22 protein-coding genes, 1 tRNA gene and 1 pseudogene are annotated in these 15,875 nt (G+C 60.5%); 15 read left to right on the top strand and 9 right to left on the bottom strand.

Going from position 1 to position 15,875, the window contains the following annotated elements:
* Nucleotides 1-5: 5 nt before the first annotated feature.
* Both CN933_RS05305 and CN933_RS05310 read left to right on the top strand, forming a co-directional pair.
* Nucleotides 6-248, top strand: coding sequence for a DUF2188 domain-containing protein (locus CN933_RS05305; RefSeq protein ID WP_003528075.1), 243 nt, complete (start codon nt 6-8; stop codon nt 246-248).
* Between the two features lie 82 nt (nt 249-330).
* Nucleotides 331-549, top strand: coding sequence for a hypothetical protein (locus CN933_RS05310; RefSeq protein ID WP_018094960.1), 219 nt, complete (start codon nt 331-333; stop codon nt 547-549).
* 44 nt (nt 550-593) lie between these two features.
* Here CN933_RS05310 and CN933_RS05315 read toward each other — a convergent pair whose 3' ends face one another.
* Complete coding sequence (locus CN933_RS05315; RefSeq protein WP_018094959.1) at nt 594-833, bottom strand: hypothetical protein; 240 nt, start codon at nt 831-833, stop codon at nt 594-596.
* Between the two features lie 207 nt (nt 834-1,040).
* Between CN933_RS05315 and CN933_RS05320 the strand changes: the two genes are divergently transcribed.
* The 4 genes from CN933_RS05320 to CN933_RS05335 all read left to right on the top strand — a co-directional run bounded on the left by CN933_RS05320 (nt 1,041) and on the right by CN933_RS05335 (nt 2,710).
* Complete coding sequence (locus CN933_RS05320) at nt 1,041-1,301, top strand: hypothetical protein (protein ID WP_018094958.1); 261 nt, start codon at nt 1,041-1,043, stop codon at nt 1,299-1,301.
* Nucleotides 1,302-1,473: 172 nt separating this feature from the next.
* Entirely contained in the window at nt 1,474-1,863 is a 390-nt protein-coding gene (locus CN933_RS05325; RefSeq protein WP_018094957.1) for a YciI family protein, read from the top strand.
* Nucleotides 1,864-2,131: 268 nt separating this feature from the next.
* Nucleotides 2,132-2,437, top strand: coding sequence for a hypothetical protein (locus CN933_RS31780; RefSeq protein WP_018094956.1), 306 nt, complete (start codon nt 2,132-2,134; stop codon nt 2,435-2,437).
* Between the two features lie 190 nt (nt 2,438-2,627).
* A tRNA-Leu gene (locus CN933_RS05335) sits at nt 2,628-2,710 on the top strand.
* Between the two features lie 468 nt (nt 2,711-3,178).
* Here the strand turns inward: CN933_RS05335 and CN933_RS31785 are convergent.
* From CN933_RS31785 to CN933_RS31460, 4 genes and pseudogenes are all read right to left on the bottom strand, one after another.
* Entirely contained in the window at nt 3,179-3,427 is a 249-nt protein-coding gene (locus tag CN933_RS31785; protein ID WP_050563090.1) for a hypothetical protein, read from the bottom strand.
* A gap of 169 nt (nt 3,428-3,596) precedes the next feature.
* Nucleotides 3,597-4,085 (bottom strand): annotated as a pseudogene (locus CN933_RS32330) (hypothetical protein); the annotation flags it as partial.
* A gap of 4 nt (nt 4,086-4,089) precedes the next feature.
* Nucleotides 4,090-4,731, bottom strand: a complete 642-nt coding sequence (locus tag CN933_RS05345) for an HD domain-containing protein (protein WP_026168593.1) — start codon at nt 4,729-4,731, stop codon at nt 4,090-4,092.
* Between the two features lie 13 nt (nt 4,732-4,744).
* Nucleotides 4,745-5,053: a hypothetical protein gene (locus tag CN933_RS31460; protein WP_018094954.1), complete on the bottom strand. Its 309-nt coding sequence runs from the start codon at nt 5,051-5,053 to the stop codon at nt 4,745-4,747.
* A 110-nt stretch (nt 5,054-5,163) separates the two neighbouring features.
* Here CN933_RS31460 and CN933_RS32335 point away from each other — a divergent pair, with 110 nt between their 5' ends.
* Together CN933_RS32335 and CN933_RS32340 are read left to right on the top strand one after the other, a co-directional pair.
* Entirely contained in the window at nt 5,164-5,568 is a 405-nt protein-coding gene (locus CN933_RS32335; RefSeq protein WP_348627588.1) for a DJ-1/PfpI family protein, read from the top strand.
* A 37-nt stretch (nt 5,569-5,605) separates the two neighbouring features.
* Nucleotides 5,606-5,899 (top strand): helix-turn-helix domain-containing protein, encoded by a 294-nt coding sequence (locus tag CN933_RS32340; RefSeq protein ID WP_343203860.1) that lies wholly within the window; start codon nt 5,606-5,608, stop codon nt 5,897-5,899.
* Nucleotides 5,900-5,924: 25 nt separating this feature from the next.
* Here CN933_RS32340 and pdxR read toward each other — a convergent pair whose 3' ends face one another.
* Nucleotides 5,925-7,340 carry a MocR-like pyridoxine biosynthesis transcription factor PdxR gene (pdxR, locus tag CN933_RS05355; protein WP_102761321.1) on the bottom strand — a complete coding sequence of 472 codons (1,416 nt, stop codon included), beginning with the start codon at nt 7,338-7,340 and terminating at the stop codon, nt 5,925-5,927.
* 88 nt (nt 7,341-7,428) lie between these two features.
* On the opposite strand from pdxR, the gene CN933_RS05360 reads away from it, so the two are divergent.
* Genes CN933_RS05360 through CN933_RS05370 form a run of 3 tightly spaced genes read left to right on the top strand, consistent with a single transcriptional unit; the run spans nt 7,429 to nt 9,002 of the window.
* Nucleotides 7,429-7,851, top strand: a complete 423-nt coding sequence (locus CN933_RS05360; RefSeq protein ID WP_026168592.1) for a cupin domain-containing protein — start codon at nt 7,429-7,431, stop codon at nt 7,849-7,851.
* 11 nt (nt 7,852-7,862) lie between these two features.
* Entirely contained in the window at nt 7,863-8,312 is a 450-nt protein-coding gene (locus CN933_RS05365; protein WP_018094951.1) for a carboxymuconolactone decarboxylase family protein, read from the top strand.
* Between the two features lie 45 nt (nt 8,313-8,357).
* Nucleotides 8,358-9,002, top strand: coding sequence for an HD domain-containing protein (locus CN933_RS05370; protein ID WP_018094950.1), 645 nt, complete (start codon nt 8,358-8,360; stop codon nt 9,000-9,002).
* A 322-nt stretch (nt 9,003-9,324) separates the two neighbouring features.
* Here the strand turns inward: CN933_RS05370 and CN933_RS05375 are convergent, their stop codons facing one another.
* Complete coding sequence (locus tag CN933_RS05375; protein WP_018094949.1) at nt 9,325-9,723, bottom strand: winged helix-turn-helix transcriptional regulator; 399 nt, start codon at nt 9,721-9,723, stop codon at nt 9,325-9,327.
* 87 nt (nt 9,724-9,810) lie between these two features.
* Between CN933_RS05375 and CN933_RS05380 the strand changes: the two genes are divergently transcribed.
* Nucleotides 9,811-10,974: an alkene reductase gene (locus CN933_RS05380; RefSeq protein WP_018094948.1), complete on the top strand. Its 1,164-nt coding sequence runs from the start codon at nt 9,811-9,813 to the stop codon at nt 10,972-10,974.
* Nucleotides 10,975-11,038: 64 nt separating this feature from the next.
* Here CN933_RS05380 and CN933_RS05385 read toward each other — a convergent pair whose 3' ends face one another.
* The gene (locus CN933_RS05385; RefSeq protein ID WP_018094947.1) at nt 11,039-11,947 is read right to left on the bottom strand and encodes a LysR family transcriptional regulator; all 909 of its coding nucleotides are present in this window, start codon (nt 11,945-11,947) and stop codon (nt 11,039-11,041) included.
* A 121-nt stretch (nt 11,948-12,068) separates the two neighbouring features.
* On the opposite strand from CN933_RS05385, the gene CN933_RS05390 reads away from it, so the two are divergent.
* The 3 genes from CN933_RS05390 (at nt 12,069) to CN933_RS05400 (ending at nt 14,412) form a co-directional block, all read left to right on the top strand.
* On the top strand, nt 12,069-12,833 hold the full coding sequence (locus CN933_RS05390; RefSeq protein WP_018094946.1) for an SDR family oxidoreductase: 765 nt from the start codon (nt 12,069-12,071) through the stop codon (nt 12,831-12,833).
* Nucleotides 12,834-13,012: 179 nt separating this feature from the next.
* A complete protein-coding gene (locus tag CN933_RS05395; RefSeq protein ID WP_018094945.1) occupies nt 13,013-13,651 on the top strand; it encodes a TetR/AcrR family transcriptional regulator in 639 nt (212 codons plus the stop codon).
* A gap of 41 nt (nt 13,652-13,692) precedes the next feature.
* Entirely contained in the window at nt 13,693-14,412 is a 720-nt protein-coding gene (locus tag CN933_RS05400; RefSeq protein ID WP_018094944.1) for an SDR family oxidoreductase, read from the top strand.
* An 855-nt stretch (nt 14,413-15,267) separates the two neighbouring features.
* On the opposite strand, the gene CN933_RS05410 is transcribed toward CN933_RS05400, so the two are convergent.
* A complete protein-coding gene (locus tag CN933_RS05410) occupies nt 15,268-15,858 on the bottom strand; it encodes a hypothetical protein (RefSeq protein WP_018094943.1) in 591 nt (196 codons plus the stop codon).
* Nucleotides 15,859-15,875: the final 17 nt, after the last annotated feature.

Here is a 15,875-nt window from a genome sequence, read left to right on the forward strand (position 1 = left end):
GAAGGATGGTGCAGATCACTTATTTCATCGTTCCACACGATGGAGGCTGGGCCTACAAGGCAGCCGATGCATATTCAGAGCCCTTTCCCAGTCGCGAGATGGCGCTAGCGGCCGCCAAAGCTGCAGCAGCCGAGCAGCAGGTCGGTGGCGACGACGAGGAGATCAGCTTCCAGGATGAGAAGGGAAACTGGCATTTCGAGCATGCCGACGGCGGCGATCGACCGGAAGCGACCGTAGAGGATGGCTGACGATGCTGCGTTGGCGGCAAGTGACGCGGGGCAGTTGTCCTTGGCTATGACCGGCACAGCCGGCGACTGAATGGAGAATTCCATGCATTACAATGTTCAGATCTTTACCTGGACTGCACGCCTGGGCGTTCACCAGGTCGGATCGGTCATCGAAATAGACGCGCCGAACCCCAAGGCGGCGGCGATTTCGCTGTTGGGATTGCGGCTCGAGGAGACTGGCGAGTCGTCAAAGCTGGCGGTCAGGGTGTGGAAGGGAGAGGACGCCACGAGAGCCGACTGCGACTGTTTCTACTATCATTGAGCCGGTCATTGACCGGCTCCTCGCCGCACGGCCGGGATTTCTGTTCAGGCCAATCTCTTTTGTGCGATGGCCTGGCTGACGAAGGCTTGCCCGGCTCGCAGAAGAAGTCCCTCATCTGTCGTGCCAGCCTGATATTCCCGGATCAGCATCCTCCCGAACCGTCGAGCCTGCGCGCTCTCGCGGGGCCATCGATGTTCGCGACACAGCATGTCGAACACACGCTGCAGCGTGTCCAGGTCTTCAGGAAGCAAGGCGATGCCGCCGAACGCTTGCAGTGAACGCACGCCCCACCCTCCTAGTCATCATCAGGGATGCCATTGAGCCCTGCATCATCTTGCCATTGACATGCCGCGATTGAACCCCTGGCGAATCAGGGGTTGCGAAATTTCTTGGGCAGACGCCATCCCCCATCCTTCAACGGACCGGCCAGGCCATGAGGAACCTTCAGAAATGTCCGGGGTTGATCTGGCAAGACCGAAAGGAGCGAGCCCATGAGCGATCCCAAACATGACGATCTGACCGACCAGCCGATGCCGTCTCCCACATGGAAACCGGAACCGAAAGAAATGGACATGGAGCAACAGCCCCTCCCGGACCAGGGCGCAGAGTCCGGCACCGAGGAGGCAGACAAGCCGCCGGCCAGAAGTGGCCAGACCACAAAGAAAGAGAAACCGACCGAAGGCGCAGGATCGGACAATCCGATCCATCACACCGGCCGTGTTCCTCCAAAGGTGACCAAAGGCGAGCTTTGAGCACGTCGAGCGGCTGACGCAGCTGGACTTGCCCGCGCGCTTCGGAAACGATCTAATCGCCTCGATTCACGAGGGCATTTCATCGGGGTCGCTTCGCATCCCGCGTGACTGCAACGGCGTGCATGTCGTTGTGCCTGCCTGGGCGGCGTATGGGGAGATTGTAGAGGGATCCATGTTCTACGCGATATTGGCCTATCACGAGGAAGAAGTGGTCGAATCCTGGACCGGGGAGGCAGATGCCAAGCTGATGGACGATCTGCTGCAGGTCAATGATCGCCTCGTCCGGGAGAAGCGATTGGGGCCGGCCGCACGGCTTGGCTCGACCAGGGACGCCGTGACGCTGCGGGGCGAGGGTGCCGGCATGATCATCGACGGTCCCTTTGCCGAAACCAAGGAGCAGTTGCTCGGCCTCTACGTCGTCGACTGCCCGAACCTCGAAGCCGCCGTCGAGACGGCGCGCGAATTGCGCCGCGTCAATCCGACCGCCGTCTACGAGATCCGGCCGATTTCGCTCTATCTGCCCGGTGCCGCGCTCTCGGCCTCCGACGAGAGCCCGACCTGATTTTCGCGCGGCATGGTCGGTAATCGTAGGGAGCGGTTTTCGTCGACCTTCTGCTCACGCTGCGTGCCTCGACCGAAACGGCAAGCTACGCGACGCGCCTCCTGGGGCGTGCCGGTGCGGCGTATATGCGTTCGAAAGCAGGAACTCAGGATTGAGCCAGGTCCCCAACCGCTCTCTTTGGTTCTATATCATACCCCATATGTTCAACGCCGGGCTGCGATGGCAATCTCTACGGGTGTAATGGATGCAACCCGAAGGAGAGGCGTTCATGCCCGAAGTACCACACGAACCACTATCAACGAGCGATGAAGACCGGCGAGAGTTTCTGAAAAATTGCGGTCGTTTCGCCGTTGTGACACCTCCTGCAGTGACAATGTTGCTTTCCACCAGCCTGACGTCAAACGCAATCGCCAAGTCCGGCGGCGGCGGTGGCGGGAAGGTTAAAGGCAACAACGGCTGGGGTAACGGCGCAGATCCAAGGAACCCCGGCAGCTCCCATGGCAAGGGCGTAGCTCGCGGCGGCCGCGGCGCTGGACAATCACAAGAAAGCTCGAAGACCGGCCGAGGTCGGTAAGCCAGTCCATTTACGCTTCGCGATGAAATTGGTGTCGCTTCTTGCGCCGTGCGTCATTTCAGACGCACGGCGCTTTCGCATGATGTGAAATTCTGGCGTTGCTCAGCGATCTCGCTGGGATTGTCCGGAAAACGCCGTTCGCAGAACATTGCCTTGACTGAATCGACTAAGTATTTGATTTAGGCTGCGGGCGGACGTGGCGAAACTGGTAGACGCAAGGGACTTAAAATCCCTCGGGAAACCGTACGGGTTCGATTCCCGTCGTCCGCACCACGTTGATTTTGTTGGGAAAATCGAAAATATCACTGCACGCGTCGCTAAATACAAAAACGCGTTTGGCCCTACATTTGGTCCTTTCATTGCCGTATTGGCCCGCGCGGTTTGTCCCGCGGGAACATAATACGATAATTACGGAGGCGAAACGATCATCTGCTCGGCCGTTGTCGCAAGCCGCCACCGGACATAGACTCCGCTTTGGGGGACTGCGGAGGTTTGACGCCACGTGCTAGATGGCTAGTTTGCGCCAAAAGCGGTCATCTCGAACATGGTTGGCGATGACCAAAATGGGGCCGGAAGCAGACTGTCGACTTTCGGCAGCACTGGCGTAGAAGCGGACGAGCAAACCGCTTTTGCAACCTCCGCTTCTGCCCGCCAGGGCCGGCCTCTCTAATAGCTCCATGCCAATGCCAAGTGATCAACGACGTTTCTTACCTTCTTCAGCAGAGACGAGAAGCTTCGATGTTATCTACCCGCTTCCCATGGGGCGCCGAGCAAAAGCTTGCTGAAGTCCCGCCGCTTGAAGGTTACGTCCTTATACGCCATGACATCCGCAAGGCCCGTACCTTGTGTCGTCTCCGGACGATGTTGCAACCCGCGGTACAACGCATCCATGAATCTCTCGGCGAAGTCGCTTGGATGAGGATATGCCGCTTCGATGGCGTCTCGCTCGCGCCCGCTGAAGGACTCCTGACCAAATGCCACGAGATTCATGCTGGCGCCTTGGCGAGCAGTGCTGCGATCGGAGAGAGGTGTTCGGATATTCCGTTCGTCGTGTGGAGCGCCACAGCAAGCCAGACCCTTTCGGAGGCCGCGTCGGCACCCCGTGCCTTCTCAGGAAGTCGCGCGCGGCGTTTGCCCCGTCCACTTCAAAACGTGAATGACTCTCGCGATAGGCCGACGTAAGACCGAAGTCATGGAAGATCGACGCCACATAAAGGAGTTCCGGGTGGTACTGGACGCCCTTATGCCTTCCGGCGAGCGCGGCCCAAAGAAAAACACGTGTCGAATGCTCGAACAGCAACTCCCCTTCGGCCTCCCCAACGAGTTGAGCGGCATCCCGAGCGAGCCTTGTTCGGGAATGGCGACGCCTTCGATGGCCGCGGCCGCCAGTTGCGGGTTTGCGCCGCTTGCTGGCACGGACGATTGCGCGGGTGCGGCAGGGGTTGTGACAGCCGTCGCTGCGAGCAGCCAGGCAACGGCTACGGCTACGGCGTAAGTAGCAAGAGATTTCATGGTCTGTCTTCCTTTCCAGTACTCGATGGCCGGTGTGTTTGGTTTCTTTCGGCTGGCTGCGCGCTCTTGGCTGGCTCAAAGCCGCCACGGCGCCAGTCTCCGTCAAGTAAACCTGAAGCCTTCGCAGCCGGGTCATTCAGCTACTTCGGCCATGCAGAGCCAAGGATGATCGAGCAGAAATTCCCTCTCTTGAAGCTCGGGTCCTTCAGAGCAAGCACGTCTGCTTTGACATTGCCGAAGGTGATTTGCGGCTTCTTCCTGATGCCTTCCGCAAAATGGTCGATGATGTTTTCCTTGAAGCTCTCTTCGCGCGGATGGCAGGAGCAGACCTCATGGCGGTGCTCGTGCGAGAAGTTGTGGTAGTTGATGCCCAGGACGTCCATCTCCACGCCTGCGGTGACAAGGGCGATCGTGGAGCGCATATGCTCCGGTATACCAGGCGTGGTGTGCAGCGCGATGGCGGTCCACGCGGCCTCGATGTCGTGTTCAGCTAGTCCGTAGCTCCTCATGAAGTCGCGCGCGGCATTCGCTCCGTCGACTTCAAAACGCAGATCGGCACTCGAGTATCTCTCCGTCAGCCCCGTGTCGTGAAACATGGCTCCGAGATAGAGAAGCTCGGGGTCGTACTTCAACCGCTTGCACTCGCCGGTCAGCGCGCCCCAGAAGAACACCCGACGGCTGTGGTTGTAGAGAAGATCGTCCTCGGTATCGCGGACAAGTTCGGTTGCGGCACGCGCTATTGCGCTGTCGGGCACGGATATTCCAGCTATGACCTCGGTCATCGTCATGCTCCTTTCAGTCATGGCTCCGCCGTGGCGCGAAACTGGCGCACATGGGAGGTTTCGTTGCAATTGGTGGAAGCGGGCCGTATCGTCCTTGCGGCTTCGGAATCTTCCAGCTCTCTTCTACCGCTTTCCCAGGACGGAGCGCAAAGACCAGCAGTCGCCAGATCAGGACAAGCTCACCCCCTTTCTTGCCAGGCACCGTCAATTGGCCATTTAGAAAGTCGGTATCGTTGCAGATGAAGGCGTGCAGGCTCTGGACGTGGCCGGCCCCGTCGATGCATTCGCCGAAACGAACATCTACGTGCAGCCGGAAGACCATTACGAGATCATTCTCGTGGGGCCGCATTGTCAGCCAATACGTGCTTCGAATAATATGCGGATGATTGCAGGCGTCGCTTTCCTGACGTCGATGAAGCCTTCGATATCCTGCTGGTTGCAGGTAGCCCTGACCTACCCAATCGAACTCCTGATCCGAAATTGGCGGACTGGCTTTCCGTCGCATCTCAGCAAGCCGCGACCTTCGGCTCTATCTGCACAGGGGCGTTCACGCTCGGGCACGCCGGGCTGCTGGACGGCCGCCGGGTAACGACGCACTGGCAGAACGCTGGTTCTCTGGCGACCATGTTTCCGGCTGCACAGGTTGAGCCCGACGCCATCTACGTACGTGACGGCCGCCTTGTGACCTCGGCTGGCGTGGCGGGTATAGATCCGGCGCTGGCACTGGTCAGGGAGGCACATGGCAGCGACGTGGCGGTCGCGAAGCGGCTGGTTGTCGTTGCGCAGCGGCAAGATGGTCAGTCTCAGTTCAGCCCGTTCCTTGTGGCCCCCCGCTGATCCGACGTCGCCAGTCACCAAGATCCAGCAGCATGTGATGGCACACCTGCGTGAACGGCACACCCTGGAATCTCTCGCGAACCTGGCTGGCATGAGCACACGCAGGCTTGCCAGGCACTTCGTGCAGGCGATGGGCTGCACCCCACACGAGTTCGTGGAGCGGGCCAGAATCGACGCCGCGAGGAATTTACTGGAGGGTAGCGATCTTCAGCTGAAGACAATCGCCTACGACTGCGGCTTCGGCACCGCTGACAGGATGCGAGCCGTTTTCGCACAGCGTCTCGCGGTCACGCCGGCTCAGTATCGCGGCAGCTTCCGGAGGTCAGAGTGAAGCACCGACAGCAAGCAGAAGCCGACTAGGCCCCCGTGCGTTCAGCAAGCTCCAGAAGCCGACGACAAGCTTCGGCAAGATTTTTTTGAGGCGCTGTCGCCACCCCGAGCAGAAGGCCTGACTGAGCGTGTTCTGGCGATGCGAACCAAGGAGAAAGAGGGGCTGGGAAGAGACCGAATGTCAAAGCTTCACTCACCACCGCGACGTCGGAGACATTGTTCCGCAGTTTGAGCATGACCGCGAGACCGGGCGTGGTGACTTCGACGACGCAGTCCGAATTTGGCAGTGAAGCAAGTACCGCCTGCCGTCGCGAGACGTAGAGCCGCTTCATGCGGCGGATGTGTCTCAGATAGTGGCCCTCCCTGATGAACTCCGCGACCGCCATCTGCACTGCAGGACCTGGCGCTGGCGCCAAGCAGGCCGCCGTCTCCGCGAACAGCGGCACAAGCGCCGGAGGCGCAATGACGAAGCCGAGTCGGAGCGTCGGGCTTATAGTCTTGCTGAAGGACCCGATGTGGATGACGCGTCCGGCTCGGTCGAGTGAGGCGAGCGCCGGAGCAGCTCTACCGGTTAGTTGCAGTTCACTCAAGTAATCGTCTTCCACGACCCATGCATCATGTGCTGCTGCCCAATCGAGCAGAAGCAGACGCCGGTCGAGCGACAATGTATGGCCGAAGGGTGCCTGCTGTCCCGGTGTGACAATCGCGAGCCTGGCGCTGGGGCACGAGCGCATAGCGTACTCCACGTCGATTCCCTGCGCATCGACCGGGATTGGCGCAATGGATAGACCTACTAGTTCCACGCCTCTTCTCGACCACGGAAAACTAGGCTCCTCCAACCAAGCGGCATGTCCGGCCAGCTTCAGGGCGCCGAGTGCAAGCCCAAGCCCTGCGGCATAGGCGTTTGTGACTATCACTTGGTCGGGTGAGCAGTTCATGCCGCGGGCTAGGGCCAGAAAGGAAGCGATCTCCCGTCTTAGCTCGAGTTCCCCGCGCGGATCTGGATACAATAGTGGCGCACTCGCTCCGGTACGCGCGGCTTGGCCATGCAGACGAGCGAACAGTGTTGCCGGGAAGACATCTGTCGCAGGCACGCCCATTTGAAACAACGCCGGTCCCTGCGTCATCTCCAGATACGTGTTCATGAATGGACCGCCATCCACCTGCCGCCGGCCATCTGCAACCACGCTGGGCCGCTGCGCCACGCGTGTGCCGCCCGACCTTGAAGCCTCGATTAACTGGGCTGCAGCTAGCTTGTCGTAGGCGGCTCGGATGGTTCCGCGCGCGACTCCGAGCTCAGCTGCAAGGTCCTGCCAGGATGGCAGACGCACTCCCTGCTCCAGAACGCCGGTCTCGATCGCCTTCTTGATCCCAGCGTGGATCTGTTCTGACAGCGAGGCTTGCCCTGAGCGGTCGACGGAAAGGTGAAGTCTGGTTTTCATGGTTCATAGTACAATGTTTCTACAGGTTCTTGGTTCTTTTTTTTGTGCCACGGCAGCGCATCTTCAGGCCGTCGAAAGGAGCAAGTCCATGAATATGAACAACCTGTTGCCCGCCTTCGCGGCACTGTCCTGCATCATGGCGTCGCATGCATTGGCGCAAGATCCGCGGTCCGAAACGGTCACTCCCAAATTCCGGGAGGCTATCGCGAACGTACCGGGCAGGTCGCTTGTCGCCGTCGAAGTTGACTACGAGCCTGGTGCCGCTTCCCAGCCGCATAGCCATGCCAAGTCAGCCTTCATCTATGCCTACGTCCTTTCTGGCGAGGTGGTGTCGAAGGTCAACGACGGCCCGGCTCGCATCTACAAGGCCGGAGAAGGCTGGTCGGAGCCACCGGGCGCCGTCCACTCCATCAGCCGCAACGCGAGCTCGACGGAGCCAGCCAGGCTGCTTGCTATCTTCGTCACCGATACCTCCGAAACGAAACTCACTTTCCCCGTAAAGCAGAACTAAGGAGAACCGACATGACACAGAGGCTTGATTACAACCAGATCGCACCAACTGGAGCGAAGGCACTAGGCGCGGTGTATGGCTACGTCACCCAAAGCGGCCTGCCGGGAGAACTCGTCGACCTCGTCTATCTGCGCGTATCGCAGATCAACAACTGCGCCTACTGCCTCGACATGCACACCCGCGAGCTTATCAAGCGGGGCGTCAACACAGAGAAGTTGGCCCTCTTGCAGGCCTGGGAAGAGGGCGGCAACCTATTCTCCGAGACGGAGCGTGCGGCTCTCGCATGGGCGGAGAGCGTTACCCTCGTCGCGCAGACCGGCGTGCCTGACAGCGCCTACCAGGCGGCGCGGAAGGTCTTCGACGAGAAGCAGCTTGTCGACCTCACCATCGCGATCAGCCTGATGAACAGCTATAATCGCATGGCAATCAGCTTCCGCAACACGCCACAGGCAGTGCGGTAAGTCGGCCGAAGGCCGGTCCCAACCAACCCATGAATGGAGGGTGCCATGATCCCGCTGGAGATAGCCGACATACGCATTCCTGACAGCAAGCTCGTGGGGGATGTGACTCAGCTTATACGCGACACGGAGAGCAAGCTGCTCTTTCACCACTCGTGTCGCGTCTACTTCTGGGGGGCGATGAGCGGGAAGCGTAAGGGGCTGATCTACGATCCTGAACTGCTCTACGTCGCCTCTATGTTCCATGATCTTGGTCTGACGGATCAGTTTGCTGATAGCCACCTACGCTTCGAGGTGGATGGGGCAAATGCCGCGCGTGACTTTCTGCGCGCGCGCGGCATCTCCGAGGGCGACATCGAAACGGTGTGGAACGCGGTTGCCTTGCACACGACACCTGGCATTCCGGAATTCATGCGGCCGGAAATCGCCCTGCTACAGGCCGGAGCCGGAATGGACGTCGCCGGAAGTGGATTCGAACATTACACAGAAGGGCAGCGTAATGCGGTCGTAGCGGTGTTTCCTCGCGAAGCCGACTTCAAGGACGAGATCATCAACGCGTTCTACCACGGCATGAAGCACAGGACTGAAACCACGTTCGGAACCTTCAACGACGATTTCCTGGCGGCGAAGGACCCGCAGTTCAAGCGGGTGAACATGTGCTCGGTAATCTGTAACTCGCATTGGGAACACTGAACGTCCATAGATCGTGAGGCAGTCGTATCGTGGCGCGCGCTGCCTTGTGCCGTGCCTGCAACCCCGACCCATTTATGCCTGCAGGTAAAGCCGCCCGGCCGAATGTCTTCCCCCTCCGAGCCGGCGCGCCGAGAGCAGGAACGCGCAACAGCTTTCTTCAAGTCTCCGGATAAATTCATTGCAGCGCTCGTAGAACGGGCGCACTGATGAGGCGCGCCCTGCGAGCGCTTGAACTCGTCCGGGTTGTATATCGTGCATGCATCTTGTCGACGCGGCGTGCGTGGCGCTGGATCCATCCGTGGGTTCCAGCTACGATCAACTTCTAACGTTTCGCGCTGTGAGGCCGGACAGCGCGACCTCGAACGACTGCCTCGCATGGCAGAAGCCGGCCGTCCTCACCGAGTTCCTTCGCGTGATGAACTCCCCAATCGATTAGGGCCGTGAGGATCGGTCGGAGGCTTTCGCCCAGAGTCGTGAGTACGTACTCCACGCCCTGCCGGCCGTCTGCGCTCGGGCGCCTGCTCACCATTCCATGTTCTTCGAGCGCCCGCAGCTGCTCGAGCAGCACCTTTTGAGCGATGCCGACAATGCGGTTCTCGAGCTCGCAGGTGCGGTGCGGGCCGTCGAGAAGCGCGTAGAGAATGACAGCCTTCCAGCGCCCGGAGAGAACCTTCAAGGCGCGCTCGACCGGCAAGCCGGGGAGTCGATTGATAATCTTCATTTCAGGACCACTGACCAAACGGTGTGTAGATGGTGACGACGCGTCAGAAGTAAACCTTCCATCCAAAGCAGATGGAAGGAAGAGCTCATGGTAGATCTGTTTGATCCCCACTCGCTTGGCAGCGCGGTTTTGCTGAGGAACCGCATCGTCATGGCGCCGATGACCCGAACACGCACCTCCGACGGCGATGTTCCCAACGATCTGATGGCAACCTACTACAGCCAGAGGGCGAGCGCCGGCCTGCTCGTGACTGAGGCGGTCGACGTCGCACCCTCGAGCAAGGGCTATGCAATGACTCCCGGACTCTACACGGATGCCCAGCTCCATGGCTGGCGGCGGGTGACCGATGAGGTGCACCGTAAACAGGGCAAGATCTTCGCCCAGATCTGGCATGTCGGTAGAATGTCGCATTCATCACTGATGCCAAACGGCGAGGCTCCATGGGGCGTCACCGAAGAACCGGCCGCGCATTCGGATGTGTTTGCCCACGGGCCGGATGGCAAGCTGGGCTACATCCGCGCGGGTACCCCGAGGCGTCTTGAGACGGAGGAAATCTCCGCCTTGGTCGCAACATTCGCGCAGGCGTTCGTCAACGCCGACAAGGCCGGTTTCGACGGCGTCGAGCTCCATGCCGCCAATGGCTATCTTTTCGAGCAGTTCATGAACTCCGTCCTCAATTCGCGCGACGACCGGTACGGCGGCGGCCGAGTGGAAGACCGCACACGGTTCCTGCTGGAAGCCGTCGACGAGGCAGTACGGGCATTGGGGCCGGGACGCGTGGGCGTTCGGCTGGCACCCTACGGCACGTTCAACTCGATGCCGGTTGACCCGCGCACAGAAGAGACATTGTTGTATGTTGCCGAGGAGCTGGGGCGCCGAGGCGTCGCCTATATGCATCTGGTCTACGAGCTTATGCCCTCCGGCAACATGGAGAGCGCCGAGTTCAAGAAGCACTACATAGATCATGACGTGCTTGCCAGGGTACGAGCCGCCTTTCCTGGGTCGATCATCTGGTGCGGCGGCTTTACCAGTCGGCAAGATGCGCAGTCGGCGCTCGCCACCGGCTTAGTTGACCTCATCGCCTTTGGTCGACCCTATATCGCAAACCCGGATCTAGCCGAGCGCCTGAAGCACAACTGGCCCTTGGCCGAAGCCGACAGATCGACCTATTACACGCGGCGTGGCGAAATTGGCTACACGGACTTCGCCACTTATCCCGGTGCCGAGGCCAGGAAGACCGGCGCCGCGTAGGATCCGGGAGGTAAGCAACCACCTTTCGAGGCACTATCATCCGATCCGGAGCAAACAGCCCCATCTAAGCGCCGCTGGGCTCCCAATAAGGCGGGTCGCCGAATGCCTTCTTCAGGTGTTCGGCGATCGCACGAAGCTTAGCCGATGGATTGCGCCCCTCTGCGTGCGCCATGTAGATAAACTCTTCCTGCGGCCTGTATCCCACGTCGACTTCGGCGAGTTGCCCCGCGGTGATTGCAGGTCCTGCAATGAACGCTGGAAGGAGCGCTATGCCGAGGCCGGCGATCGCGGCGTCGCGGATCATGTCGCCATTGTTTATCCCAAGTGCGGCTGTTGCTCTCACCAGACTCGCACCGTCCTCCGTCTCGAAGCGCCAGTCGGCAACGCCACGATTGGTGTAGAATATTCCGCGATGGCGTTCGAGGTCGGTCAAGCTTGCGGGCGTCCCATGCCGCGCGAGGTATTCGGGCGAGGCCGTTAAAAGACGACGGCTGCGCGCCAGCTTCCACACAACGAGCCGGGAGTCGGCGATCGCGCCATGCCGAATGACAGCATCGTAGCCGCCGGACGAGACATCGACGCGCCTGTCGTCGATCTCCAGCGTCAGCACGATCTTCGGGTGCTTCGCGAGAAACGGGAAGAGCGCAGGCCCCAGATGCATTCGCCCGAACGTCACTGGAGCAGCAATCCTCAGAGGCCCCGCAAGTGTCCCGCGCCGCTCGGCCATGGCAGCGCTCGCATCATCAAGCTCGCCCATTACTCGCCGTGCTCGATCGAGAAAATCGATGCCGTCTTCGGTGAGAGTCAGTTTGCGCGTCGTACGTCGAAGTAACGGCCCACCTAGCGATTTCTCCAGATCCGCCAATCGGTCGCTGACGACCGATTTGGACAGGCGAAGGCGCCGCGCAGCCTCGCTGATAGAGCCGCCTTCAACCACGGCAATAAAAGCAGCAATCGCCTCGATCCTGACCATTGTTCGATGAATCCGTAATCCAGTTCCTGAATCGGCACACTAATCCGGACAATCGGAAAGCGCCATCTCCAGTGAGTAGAAGGCGCGGCAGAGGCCGCCGCTATGCAAGCGGAGAAGAAGAATGGACCGATTAGCTGGCAAGGTCGCCATCATTACAGGGGCAAGTTCCGGAATCGGGCGGGCCACAGCGCAGCTCTTTGCAGCCGAAGGCGCCAAAGTAGTCGTTGGCGCGCGCCGCCAGGCTGAGCTCGATCATCTGGTGGAGGGCATCAGGGTAGCAGGCGGCGAGGCCGTCGCTGTCGCCGGCGATGTCCGCGAAGAAGCCACGCATATGGCTCTGCTCGAAGCCGCAGTTACGAACTTCGGCCGCCTCGATATCGCGTTCAACAACGCCGGCATTATCGGCGAAGCCGGCCCGAGCACTTCAATTTCAGAAGCGGGGTTTAGTGAGACCGTCGGGATCAACCTCGTTGCGTCCTTTCTCGGGGCCAAACATCAGATTGGCCAGATGCTGAAAAACGGCGGCGGCTCGGTGATCTTCACCTCCACCTTTATCGGATATAGTTGCGCGTTTCCCGGAGTGGCCGCCTATGCCGCGAGCAAATCCGGCTTGATCGGTCTGACGCAGGCGCTCGCGGCCGAGTTCGGACCGCACGGCGTCCGTGTGAACGCCATCTTGCCGGGCGCAGTCGACACCGACATGTACCGGGAAATGAACGATACACCTGAGAAGCAGGCGTTCATCACGAACCTGCACGCTCTCAAGCGGGTGGCTACGCCAGAAGAACTCGCTCGCTCGGTGCTGTACCTTGCCTCTGACGAAGCGAGCTTTGTGACGGGCACCGCATCGCTGATGGATGGTGGGGCTTCAATCACCCGCACATGACACCATAACCTCCCGGCTGTCCCGTCGGCATTGACCCTGCGAGTCAGCCTCGTTCCCCCCATCCGCGCATTGAGCAAACATGGGCGCCTGACTACTTGACATTATGGAGCAAATGCTCCACTTTCGCCAAAGAATATGGAGCACATGCTCCATATCGCACGTATTTTCTGGATGGGCTGATGGCAAGACCACGCGAATTCGACGAGGAGGCGGTCCTCAATGCGGCGAGCGACATTTTCTGGACCAGGGGTTACAAGGCGACGTCGACCAGGGAACTGACCGCCCGGACAGGTCTGACGCCTTCCAGCATGTACGCCGCCTTCGGCGACAAACGCGGACTCTTCCGGCGCGCTCTCGACCATTATCTCAACCGGCTGCGCGAGAAGATGGCGCATCTCGAAGCGACAGCCTCGCCAGGACAAGCGATCACCGGGTTCTTCGAGGACACGATCGAGCGATCCTTGGGGGACGCCCTGCAGCGAGGCTGCATGCTGGTGAACTCCGCTCTGGAGGCCTCGTCAGAGGACGCTGAATTCCGCAGCAGCATAGCGCGTGAGTTGAATCTGATCGAAGAATTCTTCCGCAGCCGCGTCACAGCTGGGCAGGAATGCGGAGACATTTCCCGTGCCCACTCGGCCAAGGATGCCGCGCGTCAACTGCTGGCGGTGCTCTCGGGCGTGCGGGTTCTCGCGCGGGTCCGCCCGGAAAGGCCGCTGCTAACGGGCGCGGTCGGACAGACGCTCGCACTGCTAGGCCTACCGCCGCTCGCAGCGCCTGCCGCCGCGTCGATAAGAGAATCTAAGCACCGCGCTTCCTAGTCGACGCCGCTTTTTACCATCAAACTGCTCAGGAAATTACTATGACCGAACGGACATTTCTCATTACTGGCGCAAGCAAGGGCATCGGCCGTGCGCTCTCGAACCGGCTCGCTGCCGCTGGCCACCATGTCGTCGGCATCGCTCGCGGTCAGGATCCCGACTTCCCCGGCACGCTTGTCTCGATCGACCTCGATGACAGCAAGGCGTCGGGTCAGGCCTTCGCTGATCTCGCGCAGCGCTATTCCTTCGACGGCGTCGTCAACAATGTCGGGTTGGCCCGGCTGCACCCGGTCGGCGAAATCGACCTCGCTGATGTGGAGGAGATGCTGCGCGTCAATATTCATCCGACAATCCAGACGGCGCAGGCAATTCTCCCCGCAATGCGGGCGAAAGGTTGGGGCAGGATCGTCAACATCACCAGCCTGGTGACTACCGGGACCCCGCTGCGCAGCGGCTATGCGGCCGCAAAGGCGGCGGTCAACAGCCTTACGCGCACCTGGGCGGTGGAACTGGCAGAGACCGGCATTACGGTCAATGCGGTGGCGCCGGGCCCGGTGGAAACGGAGATGTTCCGGCGCAACACGCCGGCCGGAAGCGAGGCCGAGGGGCGGTTCCTGTCGATGATCCCGATGCGGCGCCTCGGTAAGCCGGAGGAGATCGCCGCGGCCATCGCCTTCCTGCTCTCGGACGACGCGGGCTTCATCACCGGGCAAACCCTGTTCGTGGACGGCGGTGGATCGGTCGGGAGGAGCGCGGCCTAAAGTATCCGATCATCATAGCTAAAAAGGAAAATCAGGCTCCACGTGGTGGCACTGGCCTAGGGAGGGAGTCATTGAGACGCGGTCATCTGACTTTTGCCGTGCGATAACAAGTCCAAGAACAAGAAGCGGACCGGCTGCTTGCAGGCGCCTGACCGAGTTGATCGAATGGCTGAATGGCGGGCGCAAACCTGCTGTGTCCGCGCAACGAATTGGCACTCCGCTTCGGGCCGACTGCCGCCATGTCGCTGAGGCGCCGTAGTAAGCCACCACTGGACAACGCCCAATACGCTTAAATAATGGTAGTTTATGGAAGACGATATCGCCCTAGCGCACAAGCATAGTGCTAACCATCGAGCGGAAATCGAAACGAGTTCACTCTGTGGCTGCTTCTACTGCTGCTCAACCTTCCCACCTAACGAGATTGATGATTGGGTGGACGATGACCGCACCGCTCTTTGCCCACGCTGCGGCATTGATTCCGTCATCGGTGACGCCTCCGACTTCCCCGTGACGACGGTCAATTTCCTGACACGGATGAAACAATATTGGTTCTAGACGTCCGCTTAGGGCCGAGTTGCGCCATGGCGCGAGCAGGTTCGGATGGCTGCAATGGGGTGGAAACGGGTGTTTCGACTCCGGCTCCGGAATGGTGGGCGGTCGCGCCGAGATCAGCGGCGGCCGGTTAGACGGGGTTAAAACCGGGCTATTGCCCACCAACTCGAAAACTACGCGCGACTCACCCGCGCGGGCCCCGGCAGTCCGTCCCGTCGTCCGCAACAGAACCGCCAGATTCTCCCACCAGCCAAGTGCTCCGCCCTCCGATTCCGGCGTGCTACTGGCTGAGACCGGCAACTCTCAAGAGCCGGAGATCTCGAACGGCTGATCGACGCTTGCGCTTCTGCCGCTGTTGGTGTCGTTGAAGCGGTAGCGCAGCACATAGTTCCCGGATGGCGCCCCGGCGACGTCGATCCTCAGCGTCGCATAGATTTCCTGGTTGCGCTGATAGCCCTTGAAGGTGAAGTCGCCGAACGCCTTCTGGCTGGCGAGCACCTCTCCCTTCGGGTTCAGGATGTCGAAGTCGACCGTGAAGCGTGTCTCGAGCTTGCCCTCGTCGCTTGCTTCCTTCCAGGTAAGTCCCACGGGCTCGACATAGGATATGAGCGTTTCGCCGGCTTCGAATACGGGGTCGGGCCGCGGCTCGTACATTGCAAAGCCCGCCGGTGCTTCTGTGACGAAAACCGCCTTGCCGATGGAGAAGGGAAGGGTCTGCGAAAAGTCGCTCACGGCCTTGCGCAAGGTTTCCTGCGCGCCGGCGGCATCGCCGGAGCTCGCCTGCTGTTCGGCCTTCGCCGCGGCGTCGGCAAGCGGACCCGCCTCTGCCTGCGTGTCGGCAAGCATGACGGTGGCGTTCGTGAGGGCCGCCAGCAGGAGCAGGTATTTCGGCATCGCGCTTTTCCAGAATG

Origin of the sequence: Sinorhizobium sp. M4_45 (assembly GCF_002885915.1) — a bacterium.
GTDB lineage: Bacteria > Pseudomonadota > Alphaproteobacteria > Rhizobiales > Rhizobiaceae > Sinorhizobium > Sinorhizobium meliloti_A.

What these genes read in the sequence shown, in the direction of transcription:
- CN933_RS05395 (WP_018094945.1), top strand. Translation starts at nt 13,013, where the DNA reads ATGGCAAGACCACGCGAATTCGACGAGGAGGCGGTCCTCAATGCGGCG.
- CN933_RS05370 (WP_018094950.1), top strand. Translation starts at nt 8,358, where the DNA reads ATGATCCCGCTGGAGATAGCCGACATACGCATTCCTGACAGCAAGCTC.
- CN933_RS05305 (WP_003528075.1), top strand. Translation starts at nt 6, where the DNA reads ATGGTGCAGATCACTTATTTCATCGTTCCACACGATGGAGGCTGGGCC.
- pdxR (WP_102761321.1), bottom strand. Translation starts at nt 7,340, where the DNA reads ATGAAAACCAGACTTCACCTTTCCGTCGACCGCTCAGGGCAAGCCTCG.
- CN933_RS05325 (WP_018094957.1), top strand. Translation starts at nt 1,474, where the DNA reads ATGTTCTACGCGATATTGGCCTATCACGAGGAAGAAGTGGTCGAATCC.
- CN933_RS05345 (WP_026168593.1), bottom strand. Translation starts at nt 4,731, where the DNA reads ATGACCGAGGTCATAGCTGGAATATCCGTGCCCGACAGCGCAATAGCG.
- CN933_RS31460 (WP_018094954.1), bottom strand. Translation starts at nt 5,053, where the DNA reads ATGGTCTTCCGGCTGCACGTAGATGTTCGTTTCGGCGAATGCATCGAC.
- CN933_RS05400 (WP_018094944.1), top strand. Translation starts at nt 13,693, where the DNA reads ATGACCGAACGGACATTTCTCATTACTGGCGCAAGCAAGGGCATCGGC.
- CN933_RS05375 (WP_018094949.1), bottom strand. Translation starts at nt 9,723, where the DNA reads ATGAAGATTATCAATCGACTCCCCGGCTTGCCGGTCGAGCGCGCCTTG.
- CN933_RS05365 (WP_018094951.1), top strand. Translation starts at nt 7,863, where the DNA reads ATGACACAGAGGCTTGATTACAACCAGATCGCACCAACTGGAGCGAAG.
- CN933_RS05385 (WP_018094947.1), bottom strand. Translation starts at nt 11,947, where the DNA reads ATGGTCAGGATCGAGGCGATTGCTGCTTTTATTGCCGTGGTTGAAGGC.
- CN933_RS32340 (WP_343203860.1), top strand. Translation starts at nt 5,606, where the DNA reads ATGGCACACCTGCGTGAACGGCACACCCTGGAATCTCTCGCGAACCTG.
- CN933_RS31785 (WP_050563090.1), bottom strand. Translation starts at nt 3,427, where the DNA reads ATGAATCTCGTGGCATTTGGTCAGGAGTCCTTCAGCGGGCGCGAGCGA.
- CN933_RS05410 (WP_018094943.1), bottom strand. Translation starts at nt 15,858, where the DNA reads ATGCCGAAATACCTGCTCCTGCTGGCGGCCCTCACGAACGCCACCGTC.
- CN933_RS05360 (WP_026168592.1), top strand. Translation starts at nt 7,429, where the DNA reads ATGAATATGAACAACCTGTTGCCCGCCTTCGCGGCACTGTCCTGCATC.
- CN933_RS05310 (WP_018094960.1), top strand. Translation starts at nt 331, where the DNA reads ATGCATTACAATGTTCAGATCTTTACCTGGACTGCACGCCTGGGCGTT.
- CN933_RS31780 (WP_018094956.1), top strand. Translation starts at nt 2,132, where the DNA reads ATGCCCGAAGTACCACACGAACCACTATCAACGAGCGATGAAGACCGG.
- CN933_RS05390 (WP_018094946.1), top strand. Translation starts at nt 12,069, where the DNA reads ATGGACCGATTAGCTGGCAAGGTCGCCATCATTACAGGGGCAAGTTCC.
- CN933_RS05320 (WP_018094958.1), top strand. Translation starts at nt 1,041, where the DNA reads ATGAGCGATCCCAAACATGACGATCTGACCGACCAGCCGATGCCGTCT.
- CN933_RS05380 (WP_018094948.1), top strand. Translation starts at nt 9,811, where the DNA reads ATGGTAGATCTGTTTGATCCCCACTCGCTTGGCAGCGCGGTTTTGCTG.